14 protein-coding genes are annotated in these 16,384 nt (G+C 72.3%); 6 read left to right on the plus strand and 8 right to left on the minus strand.

Features of this window, described 5'->3' with window-relative positions; translation table 11 throughout:
- Positions 1-39 precede the first annotated feature (39 nt).
- Both AC0ZLC_RS01705 and AC0ZLC_RS01710 read right to left on the minus strand, forming a co-directional pair.
- Positions 40-2,388, minus strand: coding sequence for a hypothetical protein (locus AC0ZLC_RS01705; protein WP_476750027.1), 2,349 nt, complete (start codon positions 2,386-2,388; stop codon positions 40-42).
- A gap of 19 nt (positions 2,389-2,407) precedes the next feature.
- Positions 2,408-2,839, minus strand: a complete 432-nt coding sequence (locus AC0ZLC_RS01710; RefSeq protein WP_476750028.1) for a hypothetical protein — start codon at positions 2,837-2,839, stop codon at positions 2,408-2,410.
- A 232-nt stretch (positions 2,840-3,071) separates the two neighbouring features.
- Here AC0ZLC_RS01710 and AC0ZLC_RS01715 point away from each other — a divergent pair, with 232 nt between their 5' ends.
- Together AC0ZLC_RS01715 and AC0ZLC_RS01720 are read left to right on the plus strand one after the other, a co-directional pair.
- Complete coding sequence (locus tag AC0ZLC_RS01715) at positions 3,072-3,269, plus strand: DUF4236 domain-containing protein (protein WP_476750029.1); 198 nt, start codon at positions 3,072-3,074, stop codon at positions 3,267-3,269.
- 109 nt (positions 3,270-3,378) lie between these two features.
- Positions 3,379-4,908 carry a helix-turn-helix domain-containing protein gene (locus tag AC0ZLC_RS01720; RefSeq protein ID WP_476750030.1) on the plus strand — a complete coding sequence of 510 codons (1,530 nt, stop codon included), beginning with the start codon at positions 3,379-3,381 and terminating at the stop codon, positions 4,906-4,908.
- 232 nt (positions 4,909-5,140) lie between these two features.
- On the opposite strand, the gene AC0ZLC_RS01725 is transcribed toward AC0ZLC_RS01720, so the two are convergent.
- Positions 5,141-5,635 carry a DUF6299 family protein gene (locus AC0ZLC_RS01725; RefSeq protein ID WP_476750031.1) on the minus strand — a complete coding sequence of 165 codons (495 nt, stop codon included), beginning with the start codon at positions 5,633-5,635 and terminating at the stop codon, positions 5,141-5,143.
- A 527-nt stretch (positions 5,636-6,162) separates the two neighbouring features.
- Here AC0ZLC_RS01725 and AC0ZLC_RS01730 point away from each other — a divergent pair.
- Entirely contained in the window at positions 6,163-6,354 is a 192-nt protein-coding gene (locus AC0ZLC_RS01730; protein ID WP_476750032.1) for a DUF5999 family protein, read from the plus strand.
- 29 nt (positions 6,355-6,383) lie between these two features.
- On the opposite strand, the gene AC0ZLC_RS01735 is transcribed toward AC0ZLC_RS01730, so the two are convergent.
- Together AC0ZLC_RS01735 and AC0ZLC_RS01740 are read right to left on the minus strand one after the other, a co-directional pair.
- The gene (locus AC0ZLC_RS01735) at positions 6,384-6,782 is read right to left on the minus strand and encodes a RidA family protein (RefSeq protein ID WP_476750033.1); all 399 of its coding nucleotides are present in this window, start codon (positions 6,780-6,782) and stop codon (positions 6,384-6,386) included.
- Positions 6,779-7,942 carry an acyl-CoA dehydrogenase family protein gene (locus AC0ZLC_RS01740; protein ID WP_476750034.1) on the minus strand — a complete coding sequence of 388 codons (1,164 nt, stop codon included), beginning with the start codon at positions 7,940-7,942 and terminating at the stop codon, positions 6,779-6,781. Before AC0ZLC_RS01740 ends, AC0ZLC_RS01735 begins: the two co-directional genes overlap by 4 nt.
- 294 nt (positions 7,943-8,236) lie before the next feature.
- On the opposite strand from AC0ZLC_RS01740, the gene AC0ZLC_RS01745 reads away from it, so the two are divergent.
- A complete protein-coding gene (locus tag AC0ZLC_RS01745) occupies positions 8,237-10,069 on the plus strand; it encodes an AMP-binding protein (RefSeq protein ID WP_476750218.1) in 1,833 nt (610 codons plus the stop codon).
- Positions 10,070-10,082: 13 nt separating this feature from the next.
- Entirely contained in the window at positions 10,083-10,907 is an 825-nt protein-coding gene (locus AC0ZLC_RS01750; RefSeq protein ID WP_476750035.1) for a PaaX family transcriptional regulator, read from the plus strand.
- A gap of 82 nt (positions 10,908-10,989) precedes the next feature.
- On the opposite strand, the gene AC0ZLC_RS01755 is transcribed toward AC0ZLC_RS01750, so the two are convergent.
- Together AC0ZLC_RS01755 and AC0ZLC_RS01760 are read right to left on the minus strand one after the other, a co-directional pair.
- Entirely contained in the window at positions 10,990-13,308 is a 2,319-nt protein-coding gene (locus tag AC0ZLC_RS01755) for a bifunctional salicylyl-CoA 5-hydroxylase/oxidoreductase (protein WP_476750036.1), read from the minus strand.
- A gap of 2 nt (positions 13,309-13,310) precedes the next feature.
- A complete protein-coding gene (locus tag AC0ZLC_RS01760) occupies positions 13,311-14,138 on the minus strand; it encodes an enoyl-CoA hydratase family protein (protein ID WP_476750037.1) in 828 nt (275 codons plus the stop codon).
- Positions 14,139-14,485: 347 nt separating this feature from the next.
- On the opposite strand from AC0ZLC_RS01760, the gene AC0ZLC_RS01765 reads away from it, so the two are divergent.
- Positions 14,486-14,944 (plus strand): ATP-binding protein, encoded by a 459-nt coding sequence (locus tag AC0ZLC_RS01765; RefSeq protein ID WP_476750038.1) that lies wholly within the window; start codon positions 14,486-14,488, stop codon positions 14,942-14,944.
- Here the strand turns inward: AC0ZLC_RS01765 and AC0ZLC_RS01770 are convergent.
- Positions 14,901-16,379: an amino acid permease gene (locus AC0ZLC_RS01770; protein WP_476750039.1), complete on the minus strand. Its 1,479-nt coding sequence runs from the start codon at positions 16,377-16,379 to the stop codon at positions 14,901-14,903. The two genes, AC0ZLC_RS01765 and AC0ZLC_RS01770, sit on opposite strands and share 44 nt — an antisense overlap.
- Positions 16,380-16,384: the final 5 nt, after the last annotated feature.

The following is a 16,384-nucleotide window of genomic DNA, read 5'->3' on the forward strand; positions in this document are numbered from 1 at the left end:
GCCCGAGGGGCGGTCGGGAGCGGGCTCGAGGGGGCGGGCTCAGCCCGTTTCCGGGTCGTTGCCCTGCTGGTTCTCGCGGTCGTTGCCGGCGCCGTAGCCGACCCGCATGGACTCCTTGAGGTCCTGGCCGAAGGGGCTGTCGGACATCACGCCCCGGCTCCGCATGAACTCCTCCATCGGGGACTCGGCCAAGCTCTCACCCGAGGAGTAGATCTTCCTCCGCTCCTGCGCCGTGAGCTCCTCGATCTTCTCCTTGTGCTTATCGACCGAGTTGTCGGAAATGTCGCCGACCATCTGCCCGATGCCCTGCTCAAGGGCGCCGCTCGCGGTGTCCGTCGCGAGGGGAATGAGGATCGCGGCCGTACCCACCGCCGCGGTCGCGGGCAGGAAGGCCACGCCCGCGGCCACACCGGCGGTCGCCCCGAACTCGATCCAGCCGGCCCGCTTGGCGACCGCCTTCTCGTAGTCCTCGTGGGTCTTGAGGTTGGTGGCCTCGACCTGGTCCGCGCGGGACTGGTCGAGCATGCCCTGCACCTCGGCGCCGACGTGCACGGTCGACCTGGCCATGCCCTCGTCGATCTTGCCGCCGGGGCCGACGGTGCCCTCCAGGACACTGCGGGTGTAGACCTGCTCGGCGGCCGAGACCGTGGCGTAGGCGTCGGGGTGCTGGCCGAGAGAGCTGAGGAAGCCGCGGGCGACGCTGCGTCCGTTGCCGTCGGCTGTGTCCGAGAAGTCGAGGTGGCCCTCGGGGTTCCTGCCCGGCGCGAAGGGGCTGTTCGGGTCGTTCTTGTCGAGGGCCCAGTTGATGTCGTCGATGTATCCGGCGCCCATCGTGCCGAGACTGTCGGAGAGGGCTTCCTGCGTCTTGAGCAGGCCCGCGTCCGACCCGTACTTCTCCATGACCTGCTGCATGACCGCGGCGTTGTCGGCGTCCCTCACGACCCCGCCGTCGGGGTGTCCCGCGGGGTAGCCGAGGGTCGCGGCCTCCAGTGCCTTGCCCAGGGCGTCGGGCATGTGGTTCAGGGAGCCCTCCAGCTCCTTCTGCTCCAGCGAGTTGACGTCGCCGAAGCTCTCCCACTTGTCCGTGCCGAAGAAGTCGAGGTAGTTGTCGACCGGCTGCCCGTCGGCCTTGCCGAGGTCAGCGGTCGCGCCGCGGTTGACCGTGCCGTCCTCGTTGTACGCGGTCGGCGGGTCGGCGAAGAAGTGCTTGGCCGCGTCCGGGCTGTTGCCGAGGGCTTCCAGCATGGCGGTCGTCGGGTCGTAGCCCGCGCCGTTGACTCCGGAGGGGTTGAACGGGTTCTTGAACGGGCTGTTCACCACCTTGTTGCCGGCGAACAGGTACGGGTCCTTCTGGTGGAGCTGCGCCACGTGCTCGGCGATCGGGTTGAGGAACTGCTTGTCGTAGTTCCCGTACCGCATGATGCCGCCGAGGAGCTGGTACCCGTAGGGCCCGCCGTAGTCGTTCTTGGCCAGGGGGATGCGCTCCGTACCCAGCTTGCGCAGTTCCGGGCCCCACTTGTCGCTGAACTCCTTGTCGTGGGAAGCGGTCGCGAGGTTCAGTCCCAGATTGCGCTGGAGTTCCTGGACGTCCTTGAGACGCTCCTTGTCGACCTTTCCGTACTCGTACGTGTCGGTGGAGAGCTGACCGAAGAACGCGAGGGACTTCTCGGGGCCGAGCTTCTCGTAGAAGTTCCTGGCGAACTCCGGTGACTTCCCGTTGTCCTTCAGGAGTTCGTTGAGGGCCTGGAGTTCGGTGTGGGTGATGTCGCGGCCCTTGGCGGCCAGGTCGGCGGCGCGGGCAGCCTCCTCCTGGTCCATCTTCGTGTACTTCGGAGCGCTGAAGTCCTTGCGGTCGGTGACGTTGGCCTCCAGTGAGTTCCTGAAGGACACGTCGGTGTCGTTGCAGTTCTCCACGACGGCGTCGATCCTGCGCTGCCAGGAGGCGATGTTCGCCTTCTCCTGCCGCACCAGCTCGGGGTAGTCCGGGTCGTGGTGGCGCAGGGCGGGCGGCACGTCCTCCATCGGGTGCAGTGCGCTGACCTTGCCCCCGCCGTCCACGCGGATGCCGGCCGCCGGCCCCTGGTGGTCGCGGATGTCGATCAGCTCGTCCCTGGCCTTCTTGATGGCCGCGTGACCTTCCTCCAGGATCAGCTTCACGCCCTTGGCCTCGGCGGCGGCGTCCCTGAACTCCTTGGCGGTCTTGCCGATGAACGCCTTGCCGACACCCGCGTTGACGCCCTCCCAGTCGGCCTTGTTCGCCCGGGCCAGCATCCCGTCCTCGGCCTGACCCGCCAGCCGGTCCAGGTTGCCCGCCATCTCGGTCCAGTCGTCGACGGCGGTCTTCAGCTTCCCCACCGGCGCGTCGATGATGTCCTCGTACTTGAGCATGTCGGAATTCCCCGGGCCCCTACTGCAGATATTCGGAGAGCTTGGATATGGAGGTCAGGTCGCCCTGGATCTTCACGTCGTCCTTGGCGTGCTGGGCCTTGGTGTAGTCCAGGTGGTTCGAGATCTGCGCGCAGGCGTCGAGCAGCGTCTTCACGTGGGTGTTCCAGCGGTCGTGCACCTTGAGCAGGGCGGCACCGCTGACGAACTCGCCGTTGGTCAGCGCGATGGCCGCGTCGAAGGTGGCGGGCCGGGCCTGGTCGCCGTCCTTGGAGAGCCGGGTGCGCAGCTCGTACGCGTCATTTCCGATACGCCCCAGTTCATCCCGGTGGGCCACCAGATCGGCCGTTCCGCCACCCCCGCCGCCCTCCGCTGGAAGGCTGTTGAGCTGCACGGCGCCGTGGCGTGCCGCTGCCGCGTCCCGTAGTTCGGCCCATTCCTCGTCGAACGACATGAGTCCCCACCGGTTCAACGGCCGCCCCCGTCTGGTTCTCGCGGCCACGAATCCGCCTACCGTAACCGTCTCGCTCTTGCCGTCGTCAAGAGCGGAAGGACCGGACCCTCAGCGCTCGGGGCGGACAGATCCCGTGCGAGGTCTCGGAGTTGGCGGGCACGGTGGCCAACTCAACCCCGGAGTGCGGCCATTCACGTCGAATTATCGCGGGAGGCGCGGGTAGCCGTACGGCATGGCTATCACTTTCCGCAAGAGCTTCCGCATCCTCCCCGGCGTCCGCCTGAACATCAACCGTCACTCCTGGTCCATCACCACGGGCGGCGCGAACGGGCCGCGCCAGACGCACAGCAGCACCGGCCGGCGCACGACGTCGATGGACCTCCCGGGCCCGTTCGGCTGGCGGCGCACCCGTACCTCCAAGCGGCGGTAGGTCCGGGCCGACGGCACGTCACCCCGCCGGGGGGTCCACGACTGAGAGTGCGTCACCTGAAGGGACCCCCCGGGAGGCACCATCTCATATCTGAGATAACCTCGGCATCATGGCAGACGACTACCTCGTACGCATCGGCAAGCTCATCCGTGACGCCCGGCAGCACCGGGGCTGGACACAGTCGCAGCTCGCCGAGGCGCTCGGCACCAGCCAGAGTGCCGTCAACCGCATCGAGCGCGGCAATCAAAACATCAGCCTTGAGATGATCGCCCGAATCGGTGAGGCGCTGGACAGCGAGATCGTCTCGCTGGGGTACGCGGGTCCGATGCATCTGCGGGTGGTCGGCGGCCGTCGCCTGTCCGGCTCCATCGACGTCAAGACCAGCAAGAACGCCTGCGTGGCGCTGCTGTGCGCCACGCTGCTCAACAAGGGCCGCACCGTACTGCGCCGGGTCGCCCGCATCGAGGAGGTGTACCGCCTTCTGGAGGTGCTGGGCTCCATCGGCGTACGCACCCGGTGGATCAACGACGGCGTGGACCTGGAGATCGTGCCATCGGCCGACCTCGACATGGACACCATCGACGCGGACGCGGCCCGCCGCACCCGCTCGATCATCATGTTCCTCGGCCCGCTGCTCCACCGCCTGGACAACTTCAAGCTGCCGTACGCGGGCGGCTGCGACCTCGGTACGCGCACGATCGAGCCGCACATGATCGCGCTGCGCCGGTTCGGTCTGGACATCGCGGCCACCGAGGGGCTCTACCACGCGCAGGTCGACCGGTCGGTCTCCCCCGGCCGGCCGATCGTGCTGACCGAGCGCGGCGACACCGTGACCGAGAACGCGCTGCTGGCCGCCGCCCGCCACGACGGCGTGACGGTCATCCGCAACGCCTCGTCGAACTACATGGTCCAGGACCTGTGCTTCTTCCTGGAGGCCCTGGGTGTGCGGGTCGAGGGCATCGGCACGACGACGCTCACCGTGCACGGCGTGCCGAACATCGACGTCGACGTCGACTACTCGCCCTCCGAGGACCCGGTCGAGGCGATGAGCCTGCTCGCCGCCGCCGTGGTCACGGAGTCCGAGCTGAAGGTGTGCCGGGTGCCGATCGAGTTCCTGGAGATCGAGCTCGCGGTCCTGGAGGAGATGGGACTCGACCACGACCGCACGGCCGAGTACTTCGCCGACAACGGGCGTACGCGCCTTGTGGACCTGACGGTGCGGCCCTCCAAGCTGGAGGCGCCGATCGACAAGATCCACCCGATGCCGTTCCCCGGCCTGAACATCGACAACGTGCCGTTCTTCGCGGCCATCGCGGCGTCCGCGCAGGGCAAGACGCTGATCCACGACTGGGTCTACGACAACCGGGCGATCTACCTCACGGACCTCAACCGCCTCGGCGGGCGGCTCCAGTTGCTGGACCCGCACCGCGTCCTGGTCGAGGGCCCGACCCGCTGGCGCGCCGCCGAGATGATGTGCCCGCCGGCGCTGCGGCCCGCCGTGGTCGTGCTCCTCGCCATGATGGCGGCCGAGGGCACGTCCGTCCTGCGGAACGTGTACGTCATCAACCGCGGTTACGAGGACCTCGCCGAGCGGCTCAACACGATCGGCGCGCAGATCGAGATCTTCCGCGACATCTGAGGGGCGGGGCGGCAGCGGTACGGCGCCGCTGCGTGCTGCCGCCCACGCCACGGCCCGGCGGAAGGGGCCACGGAAGGACGCGAGCCTGGACCATCCGAACGAGACGTCCGGGTCAGGACGGTACGGCTCTCCCGGTACGTGGCCGTCCTCCGCGTCGCCCCGGCGGTGCCGCTCCCCTCCCGCACCGGCACGCCGGAGCGGTGGGCCCGACGCCGGCGGACCCGCCCGGTCCTCAGCCCTGGGCGAGCATGATCTGCTGCCGGACGACCGCGTGGATGTGCGGCAGCGGGAGGCCGTTGAAGCCGGGCCGCAGTTCCATCAGCGTGGCCTCGACGTGCGCGTCGCCCGCCTCGAGTGTGGCCGACGCGGGGCGGGACGCGTTCGCCCAGCGGTGTTCCGCGCCGTCACAGACCGCGCGGGTGCCGCCGATGCCGTGCCTGACGTTGCTGTCGCCCTGCACCAGGGTCGAGCTCACGAAGACCGGGCCGGTCGTCACCGAGCAGCGGTAGGTGCCGGACAGGGTCACGGTGCCGTCGGAGCCGAGCCGGCCCGCCGCCTCCACGGTGACCGAGTCGGCCGAGGCGGTGGGAGCCGTCGGAGCGGCTGAGTCCGCCGACGTGACCGGGGTGCTCGGGACGAGCGGTTCGTCGAGGGCGTGCGCGGTGGGGACGAGGAACAGGAGCAGCGCGGCACCGGTGGCCGTGCCGACGGCCTGACGGAAGGACATGGAGTACCTCCTGGAGTAGGGGGCCCGCGAAGGGGCCTCCAAGGGGTCTTCCACCTGTACCGGTCCGCCGCCGCCCCGCGCCGCGACTGTCACCCCATCGGTGGCGGGCCCTACGGTGGGCCGCCTCCGCGACCTGTGCCCGTGCGCCCCTGGGCGGGGCGACCGTTCCTCCCGGAAGCGAGCGCGCCTCTCCTCGCCGTCGGGACCGCTTGCCCATGCGGCGGAGACGAGGACCGACGCACCTCGCCTCCCATGTGCCGACGCCCGTCCCCCGGCGACGGGACCGTCTCCCCGACCCGGCGAAACGCCCCTCTCCCCGGCCAGGAGCGGCATCTCCCCTGTGCCCCACGCGCCTCCCCCGGTGCCGGATGCGCCGCGGCCGTCTTCGCGGCGTACCCGTGTTGTCCGCGTGTTGTCACGCTTCACGGCCGGCTGTTCCGCCGGTTTCGTCACGGGAGGATGGTCTACCCATGCGAGGCCGCGGCAACGCTGCCGCCCACCGATCGCATCCGACGTGGAGGTGCGCCATGTGTTCCCACCAGTCCTCGGACCGACCCGGCCGCGAGGCCCCGCACATCGTCGCCGCCCACCCCGAGCAGGGGTGGAGCCTCAGGTGCGACGGGGCGATCGTCTTCGACGACACCGGGGAACTGCTGCCCGACGGCAGCGTGGTCGCACCCCGCCGCGTCTCCGTCGAGCAGCTGACCGTCGCCGCCTGACACCAGGCCCCCGGCCCGGCAGCCGCGGTCTAGGGCAGCACCGCGAACCCGTCGAGTTCGACCAGGGCCTGTTCGTCCCAGAGCCGGACGGCGCCGATGACGGCCATCGCGGGATAGTCACGGCCCGCCAGACCGTGCCAGACGCGGCCGAGTTCGGCTGCCCGGGCGCGGTAGCCCACGACATCGGTCGTGTAGACGGTGACGCGCGCCAGGTCGGCGGGGGTGCCACCCGCGGCGCGCAGTGCGGTGAGCAGATTGGCGAGTGCCGTCGCGAACTGTTCCGTGAGCGTCTCGCCCACCACCTTCCCTTCGGCGTCGAGCGCGGTCTGCCCGGCGAGGAAGACCACCCGGCCGCCGGTGGCGACGACCGCGTGCGAGAAGCCGGTGGGCGGCGAGAGCCCGGGCGGGTTGATGCGCTCGGCGGTCACGGCGCGTCCCCTTCCTCGCACTCGCTCCGGCGGGCGGTGCCCGAGGGCCGTTGCCTGTACAACTCCTTGGCTATGACCTCCCGTTGGACCTCGCTCGCCCCCTCGTAGATACGGGGCGCGCGCACCTCGCGGTAGAGGTGTTCGAGCAGGTGGCCGCGGTGCAGGGCGCGGGCGCCGTGCAGCTGGACGGCCGCGTCGACCACGTACTGGGCGGTCTCGGTGGCCAGCAGTTTCGCCATCGCGGCCCGCCGGGGCACGTCCGGCGCACCTTCGTCGTAGGCCGCGGCCGCCGCGTAGACCATGAGTCGGGCCGCCTCCGTGCGCAGGGCCATCTCGGCTACCTGGTGCGCCACGGTCTGCAGGTCCCACAGGGTGCCGCCGAACGCCTCGCGGCGGCAGGTGTGCGCGAGAGTCGCGTCCAGGGCCGCCTGGGCCATGCCGACCGCGAAGGCCCCCACGCTCGGCCGGAAGAGGTTGAGGGTGCCCATGGCCACCCGGAATCCCCGGTCGCTCTCGCCGAGGACGTCGTCGGCCGTCACGGGTACGCCGTCGAAGTCGAGTGCTCCGACGGGGTGCGGGGACAGCAGGTCGAGCGGGGTGCCGGTGAGTCCGGGGCGGTCGGCGGGGACGAGGAACGCGGTGACGCCACGGGCGCCGGCGTCCTGGGTGGTCCGGGCGAAGACGGTGTAGAAGTCGGCCTCGGGGGCGTTGGAGATCCAGCACTTCTCTCCGGTGAGCCGCCAGCGGCCGGGACCGTCCGCGTCGGCGCGCAGGGCCAGCGCCGCCGCGTCCGAGCCCGCGCCCGGCTCGCTGAGCGCGAACGCGGCCACGGCCGTGCCCTCCCGCACGCCCGGCAGCCAGCGGTCCCGTTGCGCGTCCGTGCCGTACGCGTGCACCGGGTGGGCACCGAGGCCCTGCAGCGCGAGGGCCGTCTCGGCCTCGGTGCAGGCCTGCGCCAGGGACTCGCGCATCAGGCACAGATCGAGTGCGCCCGAGGTGAACAGCCGCGCGAGCAGGCCGAGTCGGCCCAGCTCCGCGACGAGCGGGCGGTTGACGCGGCCCGGTTCGGTCCGGTCCGCCAGGGGCCGCAACCGCACGCCCGCGGTGCGCAACTCGGCGCACCAGGCGGCCTGTTCGTGATCGAGCGAGAAAACGGTCACCACCGGTCCCCTCCCTGCCGAGCGCCCGTACGTGAGGCACGGGCCGCCGAACGAGTCGTACGGGCAAGCGGGTTCACCCGGGACGCACCACGCCGCCCTCCGCCGCACGCCCCCGGGCGGCGAACGGCCCGGGGCCCGACCCCACGACCGTATCGCGGACCGTTGACTGTCGTCACCATCACGATACGCTCGTGGGGCGAGCCCACCACGACTAGGGGGCGAACGGCCATGGAACCCAGGACGCCCGGGGACAGGACCGCGACGGACGCCACGGGCACGGCCGGCGCCGTACGGCTGTCCCTCTCGGCCCACGTGGACACCTTCACTCGCGACCACCTCCCTCCCCCGGACCAGTGGCCCGACCTCCGCTTCGAGCTGCCCGGGCTGCGCTACCCCGACCGGCTGAACTGCGCCGTCGAGCTGCTGGACCGCACGGTGGAACGGTTCGGCGCCGGGCGCCCGGTGTTCCGCACCGGCTCCGGCGCAGCGTGGACGTACGGGCAGCTGCTCGACCGTGTGGACCGGATCGCCCATGTCCTCACGCGCGAGCTGGACGTCGTACCGGGCAACCGCGTGCTGCTGCGCGGACCGGCCACACCGTGGCTGGCCGCGTGCTGGCTGGCGGTGCTCAAGGCGGGTGCGGTCGCCGTGACGGTACTGGCCCGGCACCGGCCGCGGGAACTGCGCACGATGTGCGCCATCGCCCGGGCGACCCACGCGCTCTGCGACATCCGTTCCGTGGACGACCTGGTCACCGCGGGGATCGACGGACTGCGCGTGACGACGTACGGCGGGGACGTGCCCGACGACCTGCTGCTGCGGATCACGGGCGCGCCCCCGGAGCCGTACGCCCCGGCCGACACCGCCGCGGACGACGTCGCGCTGATCGCGTTCACCTCCGGCACGACCGGGCGGCCCAAGGGCTGTCTGCACTTCCACCGTGATGTGCTGGCGATCGCGGACACCTTCTCCGCGCAGGTACTGAAGCCGCACGCGGGCGACGTCTTCACCGGCAGTCCCCCGCTGGGGTTCACGTTCGGGCTCGGCGGGCTCGTGGTCTTCCCCATGCGGGCCGGTGCCAGCGCCCTGCTGCTCGAACAGGCGGGCCCCAGGCAGCTGTTGCCCGCCATCGCCGAGCACCGGGTGTCGGTGCTCTTCACGGCGCCGACGGCGTACCGCGCGATGCTGGACGACCTGGACGCCCACGACATTGGGTCGCTGCGCCGGTGCGTCTCGGCGGGCGAGAACCTGCCCGCCGAGACCTGGCACGCCTGGCACGAGCGCACCGGCCTGCGGATCATCAACGGCATCGGCGCCACCGAGCTGCTGCACATCTTCGTCTCCGCCGCCGACGAGCACGCCAGGCCCGGCGCGACGGGGCTTCCCGTACCGGGCTGGGAGGCGCGCGTGGTGGACGACTCGGGCGTCCCCGTCCCCGACGGCCGGCCGGGACTGCTCGCCGTGCGGGGGCCGGTCGGCTGCCGCTACCTCGCCGACCCGCGCCAGCGGGAGTACGTGCGCGACGGCTGGAACCTCACCGGCGACACCTATGTGCGGGACCCGGACGGCTACTTCCGCTACGTCGCCCGCGCCGACGACATGATCATCTCGGCCGGGTACAACATCGCCGGGCCCGAGGTCGAGGAGGCGCTGCTGCGCCACCCCGACGTGCTGGAGACGGCGGTGGTGGGGCATCCCGACGAGGCGCGCGGACAGGTCGCCGTGGCCTACGCGGTGCTGCGGCCTGGCGCGCGGCGGGACGCGGAGGCGCTGCGCGCGTTCCTCAAGTCCGAGCTGGCGCCCTACAAGTGCCCGCGCCGGATCGTCTTCCTGGACGCGTTGCCGCGCACGGCGACGGGGAAGCTCCAGCGGTTCCGGCTGCGCGCGACGGCCGGGGGCCCGGCCGTCGACGCCGGTCCGGGCGCCCCGGACGGCGCGGCCCGGCCGCCGGGCGGCGCTCCCCGGGCGGCCGTCGTGGACGGCGCCCCCGCGCCGGCCCTCCTGGACGCCGCCCCCGTCCCCGCCGACAGCACGTCCGTGCCCGCCGACGGCACGTCCGTCCCCGTCGACGGCACGTCCGTCCCCGGGGACGGCGCTCGCGGCCCCCGGGAGGGCCAGCAGGAATGATCTACGCTTTAGAGTGATCAACGTGTCCGAGCAGCACGCCCCCCGGTCCCTCATCGTCACCTTCTACGGCGCCTACGGCCGCTTCGCACCCGGTCCGGTGCCGGTGGCCGAACTGATCCGGCTCCTCGCCGCGGTCGGCGTCGACGCGCCCTCCGTACGGTCGTCGGTGTCGCGGCTCAAGCGGCGGGGGCTGCTCCTGCCGGAGCGCACGGCGGGCGGTGCGGCCGGGTACGCGCTGTCGCCCGACGCCCGGCAGTTGCTCGACGACGGCGACCGGCGCGTGTACGCGTCCGCGGCCCCGCACGACGAGGGCTGGGTGCTGGCGGTGTTCTCCGTCCCGGAGTCGGAGCGGCAGAAGCGGCACGTGCTGCGCTCCCGGCTGGCCGGGCTCGGCTTCGGTGCGGCGGCCCCCGGCGTGTGGATCGCTCCCGCGCGGCTGTACGAGGAGACTCGGCACACCCTGGCACGGCTGCGGCTGGACCCGTACGTGGACCTCTTCCGCGGTGAGCACCTGGGCTTCGCGGCGACCACGGAAGCCGTCGCCCGCTGGTGGGACCTCGCCGCGATCGCCAAGCAGCACGAGGCGTTCCTGGACCGCCACGCCCTCGTGCTGCACGGCTGGGAGCGCCGCGCGGACACCCCGCCCGAAGAGGCGTACCGCGACTATCTGCTGGCCCTGGACTCCTGGCGTCATCTGCCGTACGCCGACCCGGGACTGCCCGCCGCACTGCTGCCGAAGGACTGGCCGGGCGCCCGGTCGGACGCCGTCTTCCGGGCGCTGCACGAGCGGCTGCGGGACGCCGGGGCCGAGTTCGCGGGCATCTCCGTGACGGGGTGAGGCGGTTCGCGAGGCGCGACCCCGGTCGCCGGCGGCGCGGGGACTCGTACGGCCCCGGGCCCTGGGGGCGTGCCCGCCCCTCTCAGGTGCCGAGTCTCAGGCGGGGCTTGGGGCCCTCCGTCCGTCCGGTCCGCGGGCGCCGGCTGCCCGCCCGGTACGGCTGCGGCCAGACGGCGCCCGGCCCGGCGTACCCCTGCTCGGCCGCCGCGTGCAGGGTCCAGTGCGGGTCGTAGAGGTGCGGCCGGCCGAGCGCGCACAGGTCCGTGCGCCCGGCCAGGATCAGAGAGTTGACGTCGTCCCAGGAGGAGATCGCGCCGACGGCGATCACCGGGATCCCGGCCTCGTTGCGGATGCGGTCGGCGAACGGCGTCTGGTAGGAGCGCCCGAAGTCGGGGTGCTCGTCCGCGACGACCTGCCCGGTCGAGACGTCGATCGCGTCGGCGCCGTGGTCGGCGAAGGCACGGGCGATCGCGACCGCCTCGTCGGCGCTGGTGCCGCCCTCGGCCCAGTCGGTGGCGGAGATCCGCACCGTCATGGGCCGCTCCTGCGGCCACCCGGCCCGTACGGCGTCGAAGACTTCGAGCGGGAACCGCAGCCGCCCGGCGAGGGAACCGCCGTACCCGTCACTCCGGTGGTTGGTGAGGGGCGAGAGGAACCCGGAGAGCAGATAGCCGTGGGCGCAGTGCAGTTCGAGCAGGTCGAAGCCGCAGCGGGCGGCACGCCGCGCAGCGGCGGCGAACTGCTCGCGGACGTCCGTGAGTTGCGGGCGGCCGAGCGCGCGGGGCAGCTGGGCGTCCGGCCGGTACGGGATCGGGGAGGCGGCCACGAGCGGCCAGTTGCCGTCCTCCAGCGGCTCGTCGATGCCCTCCCACATCAGCTTCGTCGAACCCTTGCGGCCGGAGTGGCCGAGCTGGACACCGATCGCCGTACCCGGTGACCTGCGGTGCACGAAGTCGGTGATCCGGCGCCACGACTCGGCCTGCCGGGGTGTGTAGAGGCCGGCGCAGCCGGGGGTGATGCGGCCCTCGGCGCTGACGCACACCATCTCGGTCATGACCAGTCCGGCGCCGCCCAGTGCCCGCGCCCCGAGGTGGACGAGGTGGAAGTCACCCGGCACGCCGTCCACCGCCGAGTACATGTCCATGGGCGAGACGACGACCCGGTTGCGCAGGCTCAGTCCGCGCAGCCGGAACGGCGTGAACATCGGGGGCGTGCCCGGCGGACAGCCGAACTCGCGTTCCGCGGCCGCCACGAAGTGCGGGTCCCGCAGCCGCAGGTTGTCGTGCGTGACGCGCCGGCTTCGGGTGAGCAGGTCGAACGCGAACCGGCGGCCGGTCCGGCCGAGATGGAGCCCGAGGTTCTCGAACCAATCCAGGCTGGCGCGGGCGGCGCGCTGCGTGGAGGCGACGACGGGGCGCCGCTCGGCCTCGTACGCGGCCAGGGCCTCGCCGAGCGCCGGTTGTTCGTCGACACAGGCGGCCAGTGCGAGGGCGTCCTCGACCGCGAGCTTCGTACCGGAGCCGATGGAGAAGTGGGCGGTGTGGGCGGCGTCGCCGAGGAGGACCAGATTGCCGTGCGACCAGCGGTCGTTGACGACGGTGCGGAAGGTGGTCCAGGCGGACCTGTGGGAGCGCAGGGGCCGGCCGCCGAGGGCGCCGGCGAAGATCTTGGCGCACCGCTCGACGGACTCCCGCTCGTCCAGTCCGGCGAACCCGGCCGCCCGCCACACCTCTTCACGCATCTCGACGATGACGGTCGAGGCGCCGGCCGCGTACGGGTAGCCGTGCAGCTGCAGCACGCCGTGCTCGGTCTCGGCGATCTCGAAGCGGAACGCGTCGAAGGCGAAGTCGGCGGCGAGCCAGATGTAACGGCAGCGGTGTTCCTCGACGGACGGTCCGAACACGTCGGCGTGGGTCCGGCGGGTGAGGCTGTGCACGCCGTCGGCGGCGACGACGAGATCGTGGGTGGTCATCAGCTCCGCCGCGGGCGGGGCCTCGGTCCCAAAGCGCAGCTCCACCCCGAGCGCACGGCAGCGTGCGTGCAGGATCTCCAGGAGCCGGCGCCTGCCGAGCGCCGCGAAGCCGTGGCCGCCGCAGGTGTGGCGCACCCCGCGGCGCACGATGTCGATGTCGTCCCAGCGCACGAACTCGGCCCGAAGCGCCTCGTACACGACGGGGTCGGCGTGCTCGATGCCGCCGAGCGTCTCGTCGGAGAGCACGACACCGAAGCCGAAGGTGTCGTCGGGAGCGTTGCGCTCCCAGACGGTGATCTCGCGGTCGGGGCGCAGCCGCTTGAGGAGGGCGGCGGCGTACAGACCGCCGGGCCCGCCCCCGATGACGGCGACCCGCAGACCGCGCCGACCCCCGTCGGGTGCCTCTCGGGTGCCGTGTTCGTCCCGCACGGTCACCGCCCCCGCCACTCGGGCGGCCGCTTCTCGGTGAACGCCGCGTGGAACTCCGCGTAGTCCTCGCCCTTCATGAGCAGTGCCTGGGTGGCGGCGTCGAGTTCCACCGAGGCGGCGAGCGGCATGTCCAGCTCGGCGGTGAGCAGCGCCTTGGTCTGCGCGTACGCGAGCGCCGGGCCCCCGGCGAGGCGCCTGGCGAGCCGCTGCGCGGCCTCGTCGGCGCGGCCCTCCCCGGCGAGTTCGCTGATCAGGCCGATTCGTTCGGCCTCGGGTGCCCGCACCGGTTCGCCGAGCATCAGCAGCCGGGTGGCGTGCCCGAGCCCGACCACCCGGGGCAGCAGATAGGCGGCGCCCATGTCGCCGCCGGACAGTCCGACGCGGGTGAAGAGGAAGGCGAAGCGGGCGGAGGGGTCGGCGACCCGGAAGTCGGCGGCCAGGGCGAGGACGGCTCCCGCCCCGGCCGCGACCCCGTGCACGGCCGCGATCACCGGGAACGGGCACTCCCGCAGCGCGCGCACGACCTGCCCGGTCATCCGGTTGAAGTCGAGCAGCCGGGCGGTGTCCATGGAGAGGGTCGCGCCGATGATCTCGTCGACGTCGCCGCCGGAGCAGAACCCGCGGCCCTCCCCGGCCAGCACCAGGGCGCGCACCGACCTCTCGCGGGACAGCTCGGCGAGCAGGTCGCGCAGGTCCGCGTAGGCGCCGAAGGTGAGCGCGTTCAGCTTCTCCGGGCGGGCCAGGGTGACGGTGGCGACGCCGTCGGCGATCCGGCACCTCACGTGCTGCCAGTCGGGGGTGCGGGCGGCGGAACCCGTGAACGGACTCATGGCGTGCGGCCTCCTCGGACGAGGGCGGCGGGCGGCGGTGCCGGGCGGCGGCCGCCCGCGGTTGCGTGCGGCCGCTCCACGAAGCTATCACCCATCTGTGACTGTCGTCACGACCGCGCGATAGAGCGTTCGGGAATTGACGGCCTGCGGCCGGGGAGCCGACGGGCACCGTCACGGAGTCACGGATCGTCGATGGCCGGGTAACGGCGGGAGCATCCGTGCGCGACGGGCCCTTCGCCCGGGTACACGGCCCGGTACGCGGGACGGACGTCCCACGCCACCGCCCGCCGACCGTCTCCGGGCGGGAAGCCGTACCATTCCTGTGTTGAAAGCAGGACAGCCTGCTGATGAACGGATCCGCCTTGCACGAGCCGCCCTCCGCCCCCGCCTCCTGGCGCATCGCGCTGCCGCACACGGCTGCGGCGGTGCCGGTCGCCCGCGCGCTGGTCCGGACGGCGCTCGCCGAGCTGGAGCACGCGGCCGACAGCGACACCGCCGAGCTGCTGACGGCGGAGCTGGTCGCCAACGCCGTGGAGCACGCCGCCGGGGACGGTCCGATAGAGCTGGTGGTGGAGCTGTTGCCGTCGGGCTGTCAGGTCGAGGTCCACGACCCGGACCCGGCGCCGCCCGGCGACCTCACGATCCCGCGGCAGGCCGGGCCGCCCGACCCCTGGCAGGAGCACGGGCGCGGCCTTCTCCTCATCCGCACCCTCAGCTCCTCCTGCGGCCACCGGCCCACCGAGTCCGGCAAGGCGGTCTGGTTCAGGCTTCCCGTCGTGCCGCCGCAGCGCCGGTACGCCCACTAGTCGCGCCCTCGGCGAGCCGCGAGTGGCGGCGACCGTAGCCCACGTACACCAGCAGTCCGGCCACGAGGAACGCGGCGAACTGAAGCCAGGTCCTCCAGCCGGTCTCGTACATGAGGTAGAGGCAGAAGCCGACTCCGAGCACCGGCATGACGGGGTAGAGCGGCACACGGAAGGTGCGGGCGAGGCCGGGCTCGCGGCGCCGCAGGGCGATCACCACGACGTTGACGACCGCCATGACGGCGAGAGTGCCGATGGTGGTGAGGTCGACGACCGCGTCCAGCGACGCGAAGGCGGCCGGAACCGCGAAGACCGCCGCGACGATGAGCGTCCCGGAGACCGGGGTCGAGGTCTTCGGGGAGACCCGCTCGAAGACGCGCGGGACGAGTCCGTCGCGGGACATGGACATGAGGACACGGGTCTGTCCGTACATCACCGCGAGGACGACCGAGGCGATCGCGACGACCGCTCCGAAGGCGACGATCCCCCCGCCGACGGCGGAGCCGGTGACCTCGTTGACGACGTAGGACAGCGCGGCGGGCCGGTCGCCGACCCGGTCCGCGCCGACGGCGCCGATCGCGGCGAGGGCCACGGCGCAGTACAGCAGCGTGACCAGACCGATGCAGATCAGGATGGCGATCGGGATGTTGCGGCGCGGGTTCCTGGCCTCCTCGCCGGCCGTGGTGATCGCGTCGAAGCCGATGTACGAGAAGAAGGCGGCCGTGGTGCCCGCGCCGATGCCGCCGAGGCCGGCCGGCGAGAACGGGCTGAGGTTGCCGTCCTCGAAGGCGGTGAAGCCGATGGCGCAGAAGAGCACGAGGATGGCCAGCTTCAGGATCGCCATGGCGGCCGTCGCCCGGGCACTCTCCCGCACGCCGCGGACCAGCAGGACCGAGGCCAGCGCGATCACGACGACCGCCGGGAGGTTGACGACCCCGCCGTCGCCGGGCCCCGCGGACACCACGTCGGGCAGCTGCACACCGAACAGGCTCCTGAGCAGCTCGTTCACGTACTGGCTCCAGCCGACGGCGACGGCCGACACGGAGACGCCGTACTCCAGGAGCAGACACCAGCCGACGAGGAACGCCGTGCCCTCACCCAGTCCGGCGTAGGCGAAGGAGTACGAGGATCCGGAGACGGGGATCGCGCCGCCGAGTTCCGCGAAGGAGAACGCGGTGAAGACGCAGGTGAGCGCGGCGAGGACGAAGGAGACGACCACGGCGGGTCCCGCCTGGCCGACCGAGTCGGACAGGCCGACGAAGATGCCGGTGCCGACGATCGCGCCGACGCCGAAGCAGACGAGCTGGAAGAGGCCCATGGTGCGCTTGAGGCCATGACCCTCGAGGTCCGCGCCGGATTCGGCGACCAGGAGCTCGGTGGACTTGATGCGGGGAGCGCGCTTGCCGCGGGCGGCGGGCTCGGTGCGTGGAGCGGGCATGCGGG

This window comes from Streptomyces sp. GLSS-08 (assembly GCF_056387915.1).

Coding starts and splice junctions, on each gene's coding strand:
- AC0ZLC_RS01770 (WP_476750039.1), bottom strand. CDS start 16,379: ATGCCCGCTCCACGCACCGAGCCCGCCGCCCGCGGCAAGCGCGCTCCC.
- AC0ZLC_RS01715 (WP_476750029.1), top strand. CDS start 3,072: ATGGCTATCACTTTCCGCAAGAGCTTCCGCATCCTCCCCGGCGTCCGC.
- AC0ZLC_RS01725 (WP_476750031.1), bottom strand. CDS start 5,635: ATGTCCTTCCGTCAGGCCGTCGGCACGGCCACCGGTGCCGCGCTGCTC.
- AC0ZLC_RS01710 (WP_476750028.1), bottom strand. CDS start 2,839: ATGTCGTTCGACGAGGAATGGGCCGAACTACGGGACGCGGCAGCGGCA.
- AC0ZLC_RS01705 (WP_476750027.1), bottom strand. CDS start 2,388: ATGCTCAAGTACGAGGACATCATCGACGCGCCGGTGGGGAAGCTGAAG.
- AC0ZLC_RS01730 (WP_476750032.1), top strand. CDS start 6,163: ATGTGTTCCCACCAGTCCTCGGACCGACCCGGCCGCGAGGCCCCGCAC.
- AC0ZLC_RS01720 (WP_476750030.1), top strand. CDS start 3,379: ATGGCAGACGACTACCTCGTACGCATCGGCAAGCTCATCCGTGACGCC.
- AC0ZLC_RS01765 (WP_476750038.1), top strand. CDS start 14,486: ATGAACGGATCCGCCTTGCACGAGCCGCCCTCCGCCCCCGCCTCCTGG.
- AC0ZLC_RS01760 (WP_476750037.1), bottom strand. CDS start 14,138: ATGAGTCCGTTCACGGGTTCCGCCGCCCGCACCCCCGACTGGCAGCAC.